Genomic DNA, 17,534 nt, shown 5'->3' on the forward strand with positions numbered 1-17,534 from the left:
GTCAGCTTATAAGCTGACGTTTTTTTATAATGTAATGTTTGCTGTTTTTGATAAGAAATCTTCTGTCGGATAGTAGCTGTTTTTTACAAGAACATTTGGTCCAAGACATTTTACTGCAGGACAGTGACAGCTTAATGATTTTGCAGTTTTTGAAGCGCTCCATTTTTCATACGCTTCTTGTAATGTGTTTGTTTGTATGTTTCCTAGAAGTGGAACATCACCAAAATCAGTAACGATAATATTGCCATCAAAAATATTTACATTTAAGCGTGAACGACCATCTGGATCGTTACGAACAGTTACATTTTTGCTCTCTTGTAACTTTTTAAATGTGGCAATGTCTCGCTCGTCATCGCTACAAGCATAGAAAGGTAAAGTTCCAAATAACATCCATACATTTTCATCGCGAATTTCTAGTAAATGCTCAATCGCATCACGAATTTCAGCTTTTGTTAAAATCTCTAGATTACTCGCGAAGTCACTTGGATACATTGGATGAACTTCATGACGTTTACAGCCCATCTCTTCGACGATTTGGCGGTGAATATGTTCAATATGTGGTAGAGTTCTTTTGTTTAACATTGTTTCGGCAGATACAAGTACACCTGCATCTGATAGAGCCTTACTATTTGTAATCATTCTTTCGAATAATTTTGCACGTTGTTCGTAAGTAGGTTTACGCTCCATCATTGCAAATCCGCCTTCAACGAAGTCATCGATTGTTCCCCAGTTATGAGAGATATGCAATACGTCTAAATAAGGAATAATTTGTTCGTAACGTGCTAAATCTATAGTTAAGTTAGAGTTGATTTGAGTGCGAACGCCTCGTTCATGGGCGTATTTTAAGAGTGGTGTTACATAGTTGTCGACGGATTTTTTTGAAAGCATAGGTTCTCCGCCAGTAATACTTAAAGAACGTAAATGAGGAATCTCATCTAATCGTTTTAATAAAAGATCCATCGGAAGCGGATTTGGGTCTTTCGGCTGTAACGTGTAACCAACAGCGCAATGCTCACAGCGCATATTGCATAACGTCGTCGTTGTAAATTCAACATTTGTTAATAGTAGTTTGCCGTACTCTTCAAGGTCCATATACGCTTCCCATGGATCGTAAGAAGGAGTAATCGGCTTCATTTTTTGTGATATCGTCATATGAAATACTCCTTTGACTATTGAAATAACAATTTGTCCATTCTCTATAATAGAAGAATATGTGCTTTTTATAAAGTGAAACTTTTTATCATGAAAAGAGAGAGGGCTTACATTATAGTGGATGACTATGACAAAATTGATGAAATTTCATGCCCATAGCAATCGTTTTTGCGGTATAATAAAAGCAACTCGAATTAAAAGGAGAGTGCCTTCATGGGAAAAGCAATTCAAGATAAAGATACACAATTAGTATATTTAAAAGAACGTTTAAATATGTTCATTGAAGTAATTGATACAATTGAACCCGAAGAAGTAGAATTAGAAGATGTAGATCGTCTTCTTGCAATGTTAGATGAATTAGAATTAAAATGTGAGCAATTTAAAAAAGACGAATAATATATTAAAAAGGCTACCAATTCCAATTTGGTAGCCTTTTTCTGTTCGGGTAATAGAAGGACGATAGAAAAAGAGGTATAATCAAGTTGTGAAAAATTTCATTTATGCTCTAATAGCGTGAAATAAATAGCTAAAGAGCATAACAATTGAATTTTCAGCTCATAACGTTTTGGTAGCGTTCACAATTGAGGGGGAAGTAACAATGGAAAAGCTTCAAGAAAGCATGTATCAACTAATTGTTGAAACGTCAACGAACTTACCGAAAGATGTTCGTCGTGCGATTCAACAAGCGAAAGAGCGAGAAAATGCAGGGACTCGTTCTGCGATGGCACTTGGCACAATTACAAATAATATTAAAATGGCCGATGATAACATCTCGCCGATTTGCCAAGATACAGGGATGCCAACGTTTAAAATTTATACACCAGTTGGTGTGAATCAATTAAAGTTGAAGGAAGCTATCTATAATGCGCTTGAGCGGGCGACAAAAGATGGTAAACTTCGTCCCAATTCTGTTGATTCTCTTTTTGGAGATAATAGTGGAAATAATTTAGGACCAGGTACACCGGTGATTAAGTTTGAACAATGGGAAAAAGATTATATTGATGCACGTTTAATCCTAAAAGGTGGTGGCTGTGAGAATAAAAATATTCAATATAGCTTACCGTGTGAACTAGAAGGACTTGGACGAGCTGGCCGTGATTTAGAAGGGATTCGTAAATGCCTTCTTCATGCAGTATATCAAGCACAAGGGCAAGGATGTAGCGCTGGTGTAATTGGTGTTGGTATCGGGGGAGACCGCACATCAGGTTATGAATTAGCAAAAAATCAATTATTCCGTACATTAGATGATGTCAATCCAGTACCAGAGTTACAACAACTTGAAGAGTACGTATTAGAAAATGCGAATAAGCTTGGCATTGGTACAATGGGATTTGGTGGAGAAACAACTTTACTGGGCTGTAAAATTGGCGTGTATAACCGCCTGCCGGCTAGCTTCTACGTATCTGTGGCGTATAATTGTTGGGCATATCGCCGCCTAGGTGTAACAATCCATCCTGAAACAGGTGAAATTATGGATTGGTTATATCAAGAAGGTGAAGATACACTTCAGCATGAAGCACAAGAAAAAACAGAGCAACGTGAGATTGTATTACAAGCACCAATTACAGAAGAGCAAATTCGTGAACTTCGCGTTGGTGATGTTGTAACAATTAATGGCATGATGTATACAGGTCGTGACGCAATCCATAAGCATTTAATGGATAATGATTGTCCAGTAGATTTAAATGGACAAATTATTTACCACTGTGGTCCAGTTGTTGTGAAAGATGAAAATGACAATTGGCAAATTAAAGCGGCAGGTCCAACGACAAGTATTCGTGAAGAACCGTACCAAGGCGATATTATGAAGAAATTCGGTATTCGCGCTGTCATTGGAAAAGGCGGTATGGGTGCGAAAACATTAGCGGCTTTAGAAGAACATGGCGGTGTATATTTAAACGCAATCGGTGGTGCAGCGCAATATTATGCTGAATGTATTAAAGAAGTGAAAGATGTTGATTTCTTACAATTTGGTATTCCAGAAGCAATGTGGCATTTACGTATCGACGGGTTTAAAGCAGTTGTAACGATGGACTCTCATGGTAATAGCTTACATGCAGATGTTGATAAAACATCACTTGAAAAATTAGCTAGCTTTAAAGAGCCAGTATTTAAGTAAATAAAAAATGCATCTCGAATGATTCGAGATGCATTTTTTTGGTATATATAGAAAAACATGTTCAGCATGAAAGAATGCGTTGCAACAGAAACTACAAGTACGATTATATATGGAAAGGAGACTATTTATGAAATATAAATGGTTATATATCGGTCTCATTTTTTCAATTATGATGGCACTTGTTCCAGTTTCAGCACTGGCTTATACAAATACTCCACATAACTGGGGAATCCCGCGTCCTAAAAATGAAACAGTACCAGATGCAGGAAAGTTATATACAGATTTACTACAAAAAAATGGCGGGTTTTATTTAGGAGATACGAAGAAAAAAGATATTTATTTAACATTTGATAATGGATATGAGAATGGATACACAGGGAAAATATTAGATGTACTAAAAGAGAAAAAAGTACCAGCAACTTTCTTTGTAACGGGACATTACATTAAAACACAAAAAGATTTATTGTTAAGAATGAAGGATGAAGGACACATTATTGGAAACCATTCTTGGAGTCATCCTGATTTTACAGCGGTAAATGATGAGAAACTTCGTGAAGAATTAACGAGTGTAACAGAAGAAATTAAAAAAGTAACTGGGCAAAAAGAAGTGAAATATGTACGTCCTCCGCGCGGTGTATTTAGTGAAAGAACGTTAGCTCTTACGAAAGAAATGGGCTATTATAATGTATTTTGGTCACTTGCATTTTTGGATTGGAAAGTGGATCAGCAAAGAGGATGGCAATATGCGCATAATAATGTTATGACGATGATTCATCCAGGATCTATTTTATTACTTCATGCAATATCAAAAGATAATGCAGAAGCACTTGCAAAAATCATTGATGATTTGCGCGAGAAAGGGTATCATTTTAAAAGTCTAGATGACTTAGTAAAAGGCAATCAACCGTAAGCATGTATGCTTACGGTTTTCTCATGCTATAATGATGTGTAAAAAGGATGGGGAAACGTATGTGGAGCGAGCATGTTACGTTAGAGTATCCGTATCATTTTGAAGAAGTATTAAAACGTTTATCTTTTGATCCTCTTAACGTCATTCAATTAGATGAGAAAGTTATTTATATCCCGCTTTGTATCGACGAGGAACAGATTGTTGTTCGCTTACAAGGGATTGGTACTGTTCAAAATCCACAGTTTTGGATTTCTAGTCAGACAGGAGATCCAGAGAAAGTCATGAAACGAATGAGAGCCATTTTTCATTGGAATGAACCGTTTCAAGATATACAAAATCATTTTTTAAACACATCATTACGTCCACTATTTGAAACATATGCTTATACTCCAATTATTTTAGAATTTGATTATTTTGCTTGTCTGCTTCGCTGTATCATTCACCAACAAATAAATTTGAAATTTGCTACTGTGTTAACAGAACAATTTGTGAAACGGTATGGAACAGAGAAGAACGGTGTATTCTTTTTCCCCACTCCGGAAATAGTAGCAAATATTTCAATAGAAGAATTGAGAGAGCAGAAGTTTAGTCAGCGAAAGGCTGAATATATAGTAGGATTAGGTCGAAGTATTGTCAGTGGTACATTAAATTTAGCGAGTATAGAAAATGGGACGGAAGAAGACATTTCAGCACAATTGTTGCCAATTAGGGGAATTGGTGCATGGACAGTGCAAAACTTTTTAATGTTTGGGCTTGGACGGAAAAATATGTTCCCGAAAGCGGACATTGGGATTCAGCGTGCAGTGCAAGGTATATTTCAATTAGATGATAAACCTGATGATGCATTTTTAGAAAAATTGAAACAAGAGTGTGAACCATACTGCAGTTATGCAGCGTTATATTTATGGAAAAGTATAGAGTAGAGGTGTAATAATGATACAAAAGCAACATGAGAGTAAGTTGGAAGTTGGTCAAACGTTTCCTGTGACAATTAAACGTCTTGGGATTAACGGAGAAGGCGTTGGTTATTTTAAGAGACAAGTTGTTTTCATTCCAGGGGCATTACCAGGAGAAGAAGTTGTTGCAGAAACAACGAAAATTCAGCGTGGCTTCGCTGAAGCGAAAGTGAAAAAAGTTCGTAAAGCTTCACCGCATCGTGTGAAAGCACCGTGTCCAGTATATGAGGAGTGTGGCGGTTGTCAGCTGCAACATTTAGATTATAAAGAACAATTGAATCAAAAGCGTGATATCGTTGTACAAGCATTTGAGAAGTACATGAAAAATAGTATGGAAGAGAAAATTCGTCCAACGCTTGGTATGGAAAATCCATGGCATTATCGTAATAAGAGTCAATTACAAGTGGGGCGTAAAGACGAAAAGGTTATTACAGGGCTATATAAACAAAACTCACATCAGTTAATTGATATCGCTCACTGTATGATTCAACATAAAGCAACGAATGAAGCGACAAAAGTTGTAAGACGTATTTTAGAAAAATTAAATGTTTCTATTTACAATGAGAAAAAACAAAAAGGTTTAGTACGCACAATTGTAACACGTACTGCAGTTCAAACAGGTGAAGTACAAGTTACACTTATTACAACAAAAGAAGAATTACCAAATAAAGAACAATTTATTGCAGAAGTACAAAAACAGATGCCAGCGGTTAAATCAATTATGCAAAATGTAAACTGGCGTAAAACATCTGTTATTTTTGGCGACAAAACATTTAAATTAGCTGGAAAAGAAGTAATTCAAGAAACACTTGGTGATTTATCATTTGAATTATCAGCACGTGCGTTCTTCCAGTTGAATCCAGAGCAAACCGTTGTTTTATATAATGAAGCAAAAAAAGCCGCTGCGTTAACAGGCGATGAGAAAATTGTAGATGCGTATTGTGGCGTTGGTACAATCGGTCTTTGGCTTGCAAATGATGCAGCGGAAGTACGTGGTATGGATGTAATTCCAGAAGCGATTGCAGATGCAAGAAAAAATGCGAAGCGTCACGGATTTACAAATACGAAATATGAAGCAGGTAAAGCTGAACAATGGTTACCGAAATGGGTAAAAGAAGGATGGCGTCCAGATGTAATTGTTGTCGATCCACCACGTACAGGTTGCGATGATAAATTACTGGAAACAATTTTAAAGGTGAAGCCGAAACAAGTTGTGTATGTGTCTTGTAATCCTTCTTCATTAGCACGTGATGTACAAGCATTAATGAAGAGCTATGAAGTGGAGTATGTGCAACCAGTTGATATGTTCCCGCATACTGCGCATGTAGAAAATGTAGTGAAGCTTGTTAGAAAGTAAAGTTTATTAATATTCCCTCATGGTATGAGGGAATATTTTCTATGAAGGAGAATATTATGCATAATTATAAATTAACGATTCAGTACGATGGTGCACGTTTTAAAGGATGGCAACGTCTTGGTAATAACGATAATACAATTCAAGGAAAAATCGAAAGTGTCATATCTGAAATGATCGGAAAAGAAATTGAAATTATCGGTTGTAGTAGAACAGACGCTGGTGTACATGCTTTGAATCAAGTTGCTAACTTTCAAAGTGATGAGAAGTTAGTGGAACATAAAGTGAAAAAATATTTAAATCAATATTTACCTAATGATATTAGCATTACGAATGTGGAAGAAGTACATGATCGTTTCCATGCTCGTTACAATTCTAAAGCAAAAACATATCTGTATAAAATTTGGAATGAAGAGCATACAAATCCATTTATGCGTAAATACAGCATGCATGTGAATAAAAAATTAAATGTGAAAAGCATGAAAGCAGCTGCAAAACATTTAGTTGGTTCACATGACTTTACTGCTTTTTCAAATGCGAAATCAAAGAAAAAATCTATGGTTCGAGAAGTATATACACTTGATGTGATGGAAGAGGCAGGGTTTGTACAAATTAGAGTAAGTGGTAACGGCTTCCTTCATAATATGGTAAGAAAAATTGTTGGGGCATTAATTGAAGTTGGATTAGGACAATTAGATGCTGAAGCAATTCCAAACATTTTAGAAGAAAAGCAGCGCAATCAAATTAATTGTCTTGCTGAGGCAAGTGGGTTGTATTTAGAGAATGTTGAGTTTTAATGGCAAATAAAAAAATCGGGCTAAGTAGCTCGATTTTTTTAGTATTACGAAGATTTTTCATTTTTTATACGTAGCTTTAAATTCCAAAAAGCAGCAAGCATAATAGCTGCAAAGGAGCCAAAAATTGTTCCTAATAGCTTTGCATAAGGAGAGCTGCTTACATCGGCATTAATGAATAACATCATACAGAGCATGGCAGGGAAAAAGTATAAGTATTGTAATAACTTTAATTTTTTATCATTACTCATATATATAGCCCCTTTCTAGCATGTTATATGTTTATTGTAACATATTTTACCAAGTTGTTTTTGCACTTGGAGACATGTTCATTTCATATGTGTAAATGCAGTTTTTTAATTCGATATTGTAAGTTTTGCCTACTTAATCCTAAAAATTTTGCAGCTTGTGAAATGTTGCCATGATTCTCTTTAAGAATTTGATTAATGTAGTTCTTTTCCATTTTTTCTATTGTGTGTTTTAAAGTTTTAGGTGCATCAGTATTGTGATTAGTTAGTGCATGCTGCATATTGAATTCTGTTTTTATTCGTTCACGAAAGCGAGTAGGCATATGAAACGCTGTAATGATGGTTTCATCTTCTATCAAGTTCATGGAACCTTCAATTATATGTTCCAACTCCCGTACGTTTCCAGGCCAATCGTATGCATAGAAAAATTCTCTTACATTTACATCTACATCGGTTACGTTGAGCCCAAATTGAGTATTATATTTTTCAATAAAGTGCTGAACAAGAGCTAGAATATCTTCTTTTCTTTCACGTAAAGGCGGAAGACATAAAGTAACGACGCTTAATCGGTAATATAAGTCTTCTCTTAATCGATTATGTGCGATGGCTTCGAAAGGATCTTCATTGATAGTTGCTATAATACGAACATCAATTTCTTTTTCATGTGTGCCTCCGATTCTTCGTATTGTTTTTTCTTGTATAGCTCGTAGTAACTTCGCTTGAAGTGCTGGACTTAATGAGTTGATTTCATCTAATAACAAAGTTCCTCCGTTCGCTTCTTCAAATAAACCAGCTTTATCGATAGCTCCTGTAAATGCACCTCGGTTTGTACCGAATAATAAGCTTTCCATGAGTGTATCAGGTATAGCGGCACAGTTTTGTGAAATAAAGGGTTTTGTTGAACGCTGACTTTCATTATGGATGCTTTGTGCAAATAGTTCTTTCCCAGTGCCTGTTTCCCCTACGAGAAGTATGGAGGAAGATGTACGAATTACTCTTTTTCCTTCAGTAATGATTGATTGAATAGCTTCAGAATCACCAATTATGTGATCAAAGGTAAATTTAGTACTTTGTTTTCGAGAAGGGCCCATTCTTATTGTTTGCTTTAAGTTACTAATTTCTTTTGATATTTCAATAGCGCCTTTAATTTTTCCATTTTCTATTATAGGAAAAGTATCGTTAATCGTTGTAATTTCTTGTCCTTTATTGTTAAAATACGTTTGTTTTATATTTTTCTTTGTTTTTCCAAATTTTAATGCCTCTATAAGAGTACTATTTTTATTTTCTTCAAATGCAAATACCTCTAAAGGACTTTTATATAGCACATCTAAGCGATCCATTGATTCAATTTCCATCATTTTGCGGTTATAGACAATCGTTTTACTTTCCTCATTAATAATATGAATCCCGATATCGAGTTCATTGAGTAAAGTTTCATATAGCATATTCATTTCAATAATTTGTTTGAAATTAATTTCTTCTGTATGCATGTAACATCTTCTCCTCATTTCACCCTATGAAGACCGACTTTTTATAATTTTATTAAAATTCTTATAAAATCGCAAAAAATTTTTGCTATTTTTCGTTTAAAACTTTTTAAATGATCGAAAAATTTTGCGGTTGTGCACATTTTTTTGTATGAAACTCTCATTTAATACATGAATTAGAGACTTGGTACGTATTTTGCATAAATAATATTTGAAATCTCTAGAGGGGAGAATATGAATTTTTACAGGATATACAACGTTTCGGTGTCAATTAATAAGAGGGAGGGATTTATAAAGTGAAGACAGTTATAGAAGGTGTGTATAGTCCTTGTTATGGAAAAGTAGAGAAGTTATTTGTTACGGAAAGTTCTTACGTATACGAGTGGGAGAAATTAGCGTTAATTGAAACGATAGATAAACAGAAAGTAGAAATTAAGATAGGAATCAGTGGTTATATTGAATCATTAGAAGTAGTAGAAGGACAAGCTATTGCTGATCAAAAGTTATTAATAACAGTAAGGGATGACCTTTTAGTAACAGGCAGTGATTAATGTAAGTGATGTGTATTTTTGCTCTTTTAAATCATTATTTTTACGGTGAAGAATTTTAAAAACGCTTACATTAAATGGATTGGCAAAGTGAAAAGGGGGGATTTATATGATGGATCAAAACCAAGGATTAAAAAGAGAATTGAAAAGCAGGCACATATTTATGATTGCACTCGGTGGAGTTATTGGTACAGGACTTTTTTTAGGGTCAGGTTATACGATTCATGAGGCTGGACCTGGAGGAGCAATTGTAGCGTATCTTGTCGGTGGATTTGTAATGTATTTAACGATGCTCTGTCTTGGAGAATTAGCTGTTGCGATGCCTGACGCAGGGTCTTATCAAACGTATGCGACAAAGCATATTTCTCCTGCAGCAGGTTATGTAGTGGGATGGATGTCGTGGTTAAACTGGTCTGCTACGATAGGTATTGAATTAATTGCAGTTAGTATTTTGATGAAACGTTGGTTTCCTGATGTACCGTCATGGATTTGGTGTGTAGTGTTCGCGGTACTGCTCTTTGCTATTAATGCGTTATCTTCAAGAAGTTTTGCGGAAGTGGAATTTTGGTTTGCAAGTATTAAAGTAATTACAATTATTGCATTTATTATTTTAGGCGGGGCGGCAATGTTTGGTTTTCTAGATATGAAAGGAAATGAACCAGCACCGATGTTCTCTAGCTTTACTGATTACGGGGGACTGTTTCCGAATGGATTATCAGCCATTTTAATTACGATGATTGCAGTTAATTTTTCTTTCCAAGGAACAGAACTAGTTGGTATTGCAGCAGGTGAGAGTGAAAATCCAGAGAAAACGATCCCGAAGGCAATTAACAATACAGTTTGGCGTATACTTGTTTTCTTTGTACTATCTATTTTTATTCTTGCTGGACTATTCCCTTGGCAGCAAGCAGGAGTAATAGAAAGTCCATTCGTAGTTGTATTTGATAAAATTGGTATTCCTTATGCAGCAGATATTATAAATTTCGTTATTATTACAGCAGTACTATCCGTTGCGAATTCAGGATTATATGCAACTTCGCGTATGCTATGGTCTATGTCTAATCAAGGAATGATTAGTCCGATTTTTGGTAAGTTATCTAAAAACGGTGTTCCTATTTATGCATTGATTGTAAGCACAATTGTAGGTTGTCTCTCATTATTATCAGGTATTTATGCGGAAGATACAGTTTATTTATGGCTGCTTTCTATCGCTGGATTTGGAGCGATACTAGTTTGGGCATCTATTGCTCTATCTAACTTATTAGCTAGAAGGTCATACATAAAGCAGGGCGGGGATGTCAAAGACCTGAAATTTAAAACACCGCTGTATCCATTCGTACCACTGCTTGCGCTATTATTAAATGTAACAGTAATCGTTGGCATGGCCTTTATTCCAGAACAAAGAATGGCATTGTATTGTGGTATTCCATTTATGATTGTTTGTTTACTGTTTTATCGTGCTACAAGAAATAAGGGAAGTAATGTAGAGCATATTGAAAAGACAAATACAACGGAAGTAGAGAGTTTATAATAGTGATTAATTAGGAGACTGTAAAATTGTAAACAGTCTCTTTTTTTGTGAAAATAAAGCTGGAAACATACTATGTATGCAAAGGGGAATTAGCGATGAATCGAGAAATTTCGCAGTTGTTAAAACAAATAGATTCAAGGAAAGAGGAATTGTTAGAACTTACAAAAACATTAATTCGTTTTGAAACACCAGCACCGCCAGCGAGAAATACAAATGAAGCGCAAGAATTTGTTGCAGAGTTTTTAAGAAAACGAAATTTTAGTATTAATAAATGGGATGTATATCCGAATGATTCGAACGTTGTTGGGGTAAAAAAAGGAATAAAAAGTGACTCATATAAAAGTCTTATTATTAATGGTCATATGGATGTAGCTGAAGTGTCAGCAGATGAGGCGTGGGAAACTGATCCATTTGATCCATTTATAAAAGATGGCTGGTTAGTTGGACGTGGCGCAGCAGATATGAAAGGTGGGCTGGCTGGAGCGCTATTTGCCATTCAACTTTTACAAGAAGCTGGTATTGAATTACCTGGAGATTTAATCTTTCAATCAGTAATAGGGGAAGAAGTTGGAGAGGCAGGAACACTTCAATGCTGCAGGCGAGGTTACGATGCTGATTTTGCAGTCGTAGTGGATACGAGTGATTTACATATGCAAGGGCAAGGTGGTGTCATTACTGGATGGATTACAGTGAAAAGTCCGCAAACGTTTCATGATGCAACGCGCAGACAAATGATCCATGCTGGAGGACGTTTATTTGGAGCGAGTGCGATTGAAAAAATGATGAAAATTGTGCAGAGCTTACAAGAATTAGAGCGTCACTGGGCAGTCATGAAAACATATGAAGGCTATCCATCTGGAACAACAACAATTAATCCAGCTGTTATTGAGGGGGGAAGGCATGCGGCGTTTATTGCGGATGAGTGCCAGTTATGGATAACAGTGCACTTCTATCCGAACGAAACACATGAACAAATAATAAAAGAAATTGAAGAATATATTGGAAAGGTAGCAGCTGCCGATCCATGGTTAAGTGAAAATCCGCCACAATTTAAGTGGGGCGGAGAATCAATGATTGTAGATCGTGGTGAAATTTTCCCTTCATTAGAAGTAGATAGGGAACATGCAGCTGTAAAAAAACTTAGCTCAGTACACGAGTCTATTTTATCAAAAAATGCAATTTTAGATATGTCTGCAACGGTAACTGATGGCGGTTGGTTTAGTGAGTTTCATATTCCAGCGATTATATATGGACCAGGTACATTAGAAGAAGCACATTCTGTAAATGAGAAAGTTGAAATTGAACAGTTAATTGAATTTACAAAAGTAATAACAGCATTTATATATGAATGGTGCCACACGAAAAAATAGATTTGTATAGTAAAATCGTACGAGTATGTATACTTGTACGATTTTTTAGTGAACTATTTCAGAGGTGAAAATAAACAACTGAAATAGTTCTTTATTTTGCTATGTCTTTCGTTTTATTTCAAGTAATTTCTCTTTTGCTAATTCAACGGCGATCGCATCATCTAAATAGCCAATTGGAAAGAGATAGTCGGGAATAATATCTGTCGATAAAATGAAATACAGTAATGCGCTCCCAAGAACTGCACGTTCTTCTTTTGAAATGGTTTCATTGCAAAATTGTTGATACATATCTGTTAATTGTTCAATAAAAGGACCAGCACTATCAATTTGCTCTAATTTGCTTGCGAAACTGTCATGAATACGTTTTTCGCCTTCTGTTGTCTGGGCATAGCGTTCGTAATTTTCGAGTTCTTGTTTTACGCGAGTTGTAGTGTAATCGAAATCGAATAAGTTAGAGGATTGCAGCGTTTGCTGAATGGTATCAAGAGATGTGTACATATCTGTTTTTTCTTTATTTATGTGAGGAGAATCAGGGTACATTTCATCAAATAACAATTGGGGTGGAACTTGAAGACATTCTGCAAATTTTTGTAGATGTTTTTGTTTTGGCGGTTGTTTTCCATTAATAATTCTTGAGACTGTTGCAGGATCAATATTTGTAAGTATTCCTAGTTGGCGCATAGATAAGGCGCGTTCTTTTAAAAGTTTTTTTATTAATTTGCCAAGCCGATCATTCGGGTTTTCATTAGCCATAGTGTAGGCACTCCTTTTTTAGTATTGAAAAAATATTGAGCATTTATTACAAGTATATGAAACAGACAGGCACAGTTGCTCAACATTTTCATAATATGCATTGAAAAGTGAGAAAAAGGGGTGACTATTTATGAGTACAGTAGGCTTATTTTCAATTTTTTTAATCGGGATCGCTTCTAATTTAGATAATGCAGGTGTTGGAATTGCATATGGCATTCGTAAAATTCGTATTTCGTGGTTTAACAATTTTATCATCGCATTCTTTGGATTTTTATTTACTTTACTAGCTGGATTTTTTGGAAACTGGATTGCGTTATTTATTTCAGAGTTTACAGCAAATCTGATTGGAGCAATCGTTTTAGGGATAATCGGTGTGTTTATTTTGTGCCAGCCTTTCTTGGGTCAAAAAAATACTGCAGGTTCTAAAGATGATAATGTACTTATGGGCATTTTACGTAATCCGGAAAAAGCAGATTTTGATGGTTCTAAAACAATTAGTTTCTCAGAAGCAATTGTTTTAGGAGTTGCGTTGTCTATTAATAATATTGCAGGTGGATTTGATGCAGGGGTAACAAATTTAAATCTTTGGCTTACAGCGACTATTTCTGGGGTGTTTAGTTTTATTTGTATTAGTGGTTTTGCGTATGTAGGAAAACGATTTTTAGCAGAATACTTAGGGAAATGGGCGACAGTTATCGCAGGACTATTATTAATTCTTATTGGGATCGATCAGTTGTTGTAAGGAGAGTAGAAAACAAGGTTCGAGTATTTCCTTGGAAATACAGCAAGAGATTGCATATATCGACGTACTTTTCTCCATACTAATACGGATTTCTTTTAAGAAAGGGGGATTTGTATGGGACGCGGGAAAGCATTTGATCATAAGAAAAAAGGGCATGATCATCAACCACCTAAAGGTGCGTTCATTCATAAAGATGTAAATGAACATACTTTGGAAGAGGAAGAGCTACCAGTAAATATTGAGGCGTATAAAAATAGTTTGAAAAAACATTAAAAGCACCTACATAGGTGCTTTTTTACCGTATATCTTCAATTAATTGTTCGGATTCTTCATGCATACTGTATTCACTTAATACTTGAATGCAAAGCCACTTTAATTCCTCAATCGTATGCTCAAGTTCTTCAGGAAGCACATGATAAATGTCTTCAAGTCCCATCCCGAAATGAATAAGTTCAAGTACTTGATCATCGATGTTCCGATCCATTAATAATTCAAGTACTTCTAAATTGAATATGTATCGGTGAGCTTCGTCGAGTGAAACAACTTTTAACTTCAAGCTTTCTACAATACTCAATATAAAAAGAAGGATTGTTTTTTCAAGAACAGGTTGTTTTCCCATTTGAAATATTAGTTTCATCTTTCACACCTCCACATATAGCGCTAGGTTGTACTATATTATTCAGGAGGGGGGAACAAATATGCATGATATAGAGAAACTTTCAGCACTGTTTTTGTAAGAGGATTGATAACTGACAAAAGTGAGGTTTTGGCGAAATAAAAAATCCTGCTAGTATAGCAGGATAACTCGCGATTAAAAAATGCTCCAACCTTCTTGAGCAGAAAGAAGTTCAAGAATTTTAAAACCGGCAATACTATTTCCGTTTGCATCTAAAGCTGGTCCGAAAATACCGATTCCCATGTCTCCTTTTACGCAGCCAAAAATACCACCGGCTACACCACTTTTTGCAGGAATACCAACACGAATTGCAAATTCACCAGATTCGTTATACATACCACATGTGACCATAAATGTTTTGCAAATTTTTGTAATATGCTTAGGGATAATTTGTTTTTTCTTATATGGATCATATCCATCCATTGCAAAAATTAAGCCGATACGTGCTAAATCGATGCAGTTTACTTCAACTGCGCATTGACGAGTATATAAATCCATAAGTTCTTCAATATCACAATCGATAATTCCGTTTTGTTTCATATAATAACAAAGTGAACGGTTTAGGTAAGCTGTCTCTAGTTCTGAATCGGCAACTTTAGAGGAATAATTAATAGTAGGATTATCTGTTATTTCACGTACAAAATGAAGAATACGTTCCATTTTTTCCTCGTTATCTTTTCCTGCTAGCATGCTTGTAATAGCTAAAGCCCCTGCATTTATCATTGGATTAAGGGGTTTGGATGGACTTGTCGTTTCTAACTTAATAATAGAATTAAATGGGTCACCCGTTGGTTCCATTCCAACTTTAGAAAATACATATTCTTCACCACGGTCTAAAAGGGCAAGGGCAAGTGTAATTACTTTGGAAATACTTTGAAGAGTAAATAGTGTTTGTGAGTTGCCTGCATGGATATATTCTGTTTCTTTATGGAAAATGGCAATCCCTAAATCGTCTGGATTTGCATTTCCTAGTTCGGGGATATAAGTAGCAAGTTTTCCTTTTTTCGTATATGGTTTTACTTGTTCTAACAACTGTTGTAAGTTGTTTGTTTCAATGCACTGCATAGTACCAACGCTCCTATTTTGAATTAACTAAGTTTACTTTTCCCGATATGCTCGGAAATAAATAATAACATGAAAAAGTGGAATGATAAAACGAAAGTTCAATGTGCTATAATAGGTCTTTCGTTTCGAGTATTCTGTATTTTAAAAAGGAGAATTTTCCTTTTATATAACAGTTTGGAAATAGGAGATTTATCCATAAAAAGTTCAGAAATAAAAACTACACATCTATACAACTATATGTTATTATGGTTATGTAATAGAAAGCGTTTTCTAAAGCGTACTTATAATGATAACGATTTCATAAATTTGATTAGGGGGAATTAAAATGTTGCAGTTTTTACAACGTATTGGTAAAGCTTTAATGCTTCCGATCGCAGTACTACCAGCAGCAGGATTATTGCTTCGTTTAGGGCAACCAGATGTATTTGATATTCCTGTTATGGCACAGGCCGGCGCAGCAGTTTTTGATAACTTAGCACTTATTTTTGCAATTGGTATTGCAATCGGTCTTTCAGTGGATGGTAGTGGTGCAGCAGGTCTTGCAGGTGCAATTGGTTATCTTGTTATGAAAAATAGTATTGATGCACTTAGCAAAGGGTATTCAACTGCTGAATTACAAGATAAATTAGGTAAAGTCCAAGATTTAATAGGTAATAGCGCAAATGTAGATCCATCTAAGCTTGCGGATACAATGACACAAGTATCTAAGGCTGCTGAATTATCGACTAAAGTAGATATGAAAGTCTTAGGTGGTATTATTGTTGGTGTTATAGCAGGACTTCTTTATAATAAATTCCATAAGATTAAACTTCCAGAATGGTTAGGTTTCTTTGCTGGAAAACGTTTCGTTCCAATTGTTACATCAGTCGTGATGCTGATATTAGGAATTCTATTTGCACAAATTTGGCCAACAATTCAAAATGGTATTGATGCATTAGCTCATGGAATTGTTAATTTAGGTGCAATTGGTTCAGGATTATTTGGTTTATTAAACCGTTTATTAATCCCAATTGGTTTACACCACGTAATGAACACATACTTCTGGTTTGTATTTGGGGACTTTACAAATGCAGCAGGTAATGTTGTTAATGGTGATATTGCTCGTTTCCTTGCAGGTGACAAAACAGCAGGTATGTTTATGACTGGTTTCTTCCCAGTTATGATGTTCGGTTTACCAGCAGCATGTTTCGCAATGATTGCAGCTGCTAAACCAGAAAAGCGTAAAGCAGTTACTGGTATGTTAGCTGGTCTAGCATTAACTTCATTCTTAACTGGTATTACAGAGCCTATTGAATTCTCATTCATGTTCTTATCACCAGTATTATATGGTATTCATGCTGTACTAACAGGTCTTTCTTTATTCATTACAACATCGCTTGGCATTCATGATGGTTTCTCATTTAGTGCCGGTGCAATCGATTACGCTTTAAACTTCGGTATTGCAACAAAACCAGTCTTACTAGCAGGTATCGGTTTAATTTACGCAGCAATTTATTTCATAGTATTCTACTTCTTAATTAAGAAGTTCGATTTAAAAACTCCTGGTCGTGAAGATGACGATGAGTTAGTTGAAGATGGTGAGGCACCAGTTGCAGGTTCAATTGGTGAAACTTACGTAGCAGCTTTAGGCGGAAAAGAAAACTTAACAGTTATTGATAACTGTGCAACACGTCTACGCTTACAAGTAAAAGATGCTGGTCAAGTAAATGAAGCAGCATTAAAACGTGCTGGTGCAAAAGGTGTTATGAAATTAAGTAATACAAGTGTCCAAGTTATCGTAGGTACAAATGTTGAATCTGTTGCCGATGATATGAAAAAACACGTATAAA

The 17,534-nt window shown here is 35.5% G+C and carries 18 protein-coding genes and 1 pseudogene; 13 read left to right on the forward strand and 6 right to left on the reverse strand.

Translation table 11 applies throughout. The features are described 5' to 3' along the window. Positions 1-24: 24 nt before the first annotated feature. Positions 25-1,152: a radical SAM/CxCxxxxC motif protein YfkAB gene (gene yfkAB, locus EBQ15_RS22940; RefSeq protein ID WP_000156023.1), complete on the reverse strand. Its 1,128-nt coding sequence runs from the start codon at positions 1,150-1,152 to the stop codon at positions 25-27. Between the two features lie 213 nt (positions 1,153-1,365). On the opposite strand from yfkAB, the gene EBQ15_RS22945 reads away from it, so the two are divergent. The 6 genes from EBQ15_RS22945 (at position 1,366) to truA (ending at position 7,288) form a co-directional block, all read left to right on the forward strand. Next, positions 1,366-1,548: an SE1561 family protein gene (locus tag EBQ15_RS22945; protein WP_000513558.1), complete on the forward strand. Its 183-nt coding sequence runs from the start codon at positions 1,366-1,368 to the stop codon at positions 1,546-1,548. A gap of 202 nt (positions 1,549-1,750) precedes the next feature. Further along, on the forward strand, positions 1,751-3,271 hold the full coding sequence (fumA, locus tag EBQ15_RS22950) for a class I fumarate hydratase (protein ID WP_000413527.1): 1,521 nt from the start codon (positions 1,751-1,753) through the stop codon (positions 3,269-3,271). 127 nt (positions 3,272-3,398) lie between these two features. Next, positions 3,399-4,181, forward strand: a complete 783-nt coding sequence (pdaA, locus tag EBQ15_RS22955; RefSeq protein WP_000875956.1) for a delta-lactam-biosynthetic de-N-acetylase — start codon at positions 3,399-3,401, stop codon at positions 4,179-4,181. A 59-nt stretch (positions 4,182-4,240) separates the two neighbouring features. Next, entirely contained in the window at positions 4,241-5,104 is an 864-nt protein-coding gene (locus EBQ15_RS22960) for a DNA-3-methyladenine glycosylase family protein (protein WP_000269414.1), read from the forward strand. A gap of 10 nt (positions 5,105-5,114) precedes the next feature. After that, positions 5,115-6,494 (forward strand): 23S rRNA (uracil(1939)-C(5))-methyltransferase RlmD, encoded by a 1,380-nt coding sequence (gene rlmD, locus EBQ15_RS22965; protein ID WP_000615200.1) that lies wholly within the window; start codon positions 5,115-5,117, stop codon positions 6,492-6,494. 56 nt (positions 6,495-6,550) lie between these two features. Continuing rightward, positions 6,551-7,288: a tRNA pseudouridine(38-40) synthase TruA gene (truA, locus tag EBQ15_RS22970; RefSeq protein ID WP_000553114.1), complete on the forward strand. Its 738-nt coding sequence runs from the start codon at positions 6,551-6,553 to the stop codon at positions 7,286-7,288. 44 nt (positions 7,289-7,332) lie between these two features. Here the strand turns inward: truA and EBQ15_RS22975 are convergent, their stop codons facing one another. Together EBQ15_RS22975 and EBQ15_RS22980 are read right to left on the reverse strand one after the other, a co-directional pair. Next, positions 7,333-7,536 (reverse strand): hypothetical protein, encoded by a 204-nt coding sequence (locus EBQ15_RS22975; protein WP_000063861.1) that lies wholly within the window; start codon positions 7,534-7,536, stop codon positions 7,333-7,335. Between the two features lie 83 nt (positions 7,537-7,619). Then, the gene (locus EBQ15_RS22980) at positions 7,620-9,023 is read right to left on the reverse strand and encodes a sigma-54 interaction domain-containing protein (RefSeq protein WP_000556690.1); all 1,404 of its coding nucleotides are present in this window, start codon (positions 9,021-9,023) and stop codon (positions 7,620-7,622) included. 293 nt (positions 9,024-9,316) lie between these two features. Here EBQ15_RS22980 and EBQ15_RS22985 point away from each other — a divergent pair, with 293 nt between their 5' ends. The 3 genes from EBQ15_RS22985 to EBQ15_RS22995 all read left to right on the forward strand — a co-directional run bounded on the left by EBQ15_RS22985 (position 9,317) and on the right by EBQ15_RS22995 (position 12,469). Then, on the forward strand, positions 9,317-9,571 hold the full coding sequence (locus tag EBQ15_RS22985) for a biotin/lipoyl attachment domain-containing protein (protein WP_000859489.1): 255 nt from the start codon (positions 9,317-9,319) through the stop codon (positions 9,569-9,571). Positions 9,572-9,677: 106 nt separating this feature from the next. Then, positions 9,678-11,099 carry an amino acid permease gene (locus EBQ15_RS22990; protein WP_000969247.1) on the forward strand — a complete coding sequence of 474 codons (1,422 nt, stop codon included), beginning with the start codon at positions 9,678-9,680 and terminating at the stop codon, positions 11,097-11,099. A gap of 95 nt (positions 11,100-11,194) precedes the next feature. After that, positions 11,195-12,469, forward strand: a complete 1,275-nt coding sequence (locus tag EBQ15_RS22995) for an acetylornithine deacetylase (protein ID WP_001078358.1) — start codon at positions 11,195-11,197, stop codon at positions 12,467-12,469. 99 nt (positions 12,470-12,568) lie between these two features. On the opposite strand, the gene EBQ15_RS23000 is transcribed toward EBQ15_RS22995, so the two are convergent. Next, complete coding sequence (locus EBQ15_RS23000; RefSeq protein WP_001262772.1) at positions 12,569-13,222, reverse strand: DUF1232 domain-containing protein; 654 nt, start codon at positions 13,220-13,222, stop codon at positions 12,569-12,571. A gap of 130 nt (positions 13,223-13,352) precedes the next feature. On the opposite strand from EBQ15_RS23000, the gene ytaF reads away from it, so the two are divergent. Both ytaF and EBQ15_RS31285 read left to right on the forward strand, forming a co-directional pair. Next, on the forward strand, positions 13,353-13,964 hold the full coding sequence (gene ytaF / locus EBQ15_RS23005) for a sporulation membrane protein YtaF (protein WP_000108729.1): 612 nt from the start codon (positions 13,353-13,355) through the stop codon (positions 13,962-13,964). Between the two features lie 114 nt (positions 13,965-14,078). After that, the gene (locus EBQ15_RS31285; RefSeq protein ID WP_000532409.1) at positions 14,079-14,237 is read left to right on the forward strand and encodes a hypothetical protein; all 159 of its coding nucleotides are present in this window, start codon (positions 14,079-14,081) and stop codon (positions 14,235-14,237) included. Positions 14,238-14,259: 22 nt separating this feature from the next. On the opposite strand, the gene EBQ15_RS23010 is transcribed toward EBQ15_RS31285, so the two are convergent. Continuing rightward, complete coding sequence (locus EBQ15_RS23010; RefSeq protein ID WP_000766604.1) at positions 14,260-14,601, reverse strand: DUF3969 family protein; 342 nt, start codon at positions 14,599-14,601, stop codon at positions 14,260-14,262. Between the two features lie 174 nt (positions 14,602-14,775). Next, positions 14,776-15,705, reverse strand: coding sequence for a glutaminase A (gene glsA, locus EBQ15_RS23015; protein ID WP_001149850.1), 930 nt, complete (start codon positions 15,703-15,705; stop codon positions 14,776-14,778). A gap of 69 nt (positions 15,706-15,774) precedes the next feature. On the opposite strand from glsA, the pseudogene EBQ15_RS31915 reads away from it, so the two are divergent. Together EBQ15_RS31915 and nagE are read left to right on the forward strand one after the other, a co-directional pair. After that, positions 15,775-15,889: pseudogene (locus tag EBQ15_RS31915) on the forward strand (transcriptional regulator). Between the two features lie 141 nt (positions 15,890-16,030). Next, complete coding sequence (gene nagE, locus EBQ15_RS23025; protein ID WP_000938893.1) at positions 16,031-17,533, forward strand: N-acetylglucosamine-specific PTS transporter subunit IIBC; 1,503 nt, start codon at positions 16,031-16,033, stop codon at positions 17,531-17,533. Position 17,534: the final 1 nt, after the last annotated feature.

The organism is Bacillus sp. 2D03 (assembly GCF_003946765.1).
Lineage (GTDB): Bacteria > Bacillota > Bacilli > Bacillales > Bacillaceae_G > Bacillus_A > Bacillus_A cereus.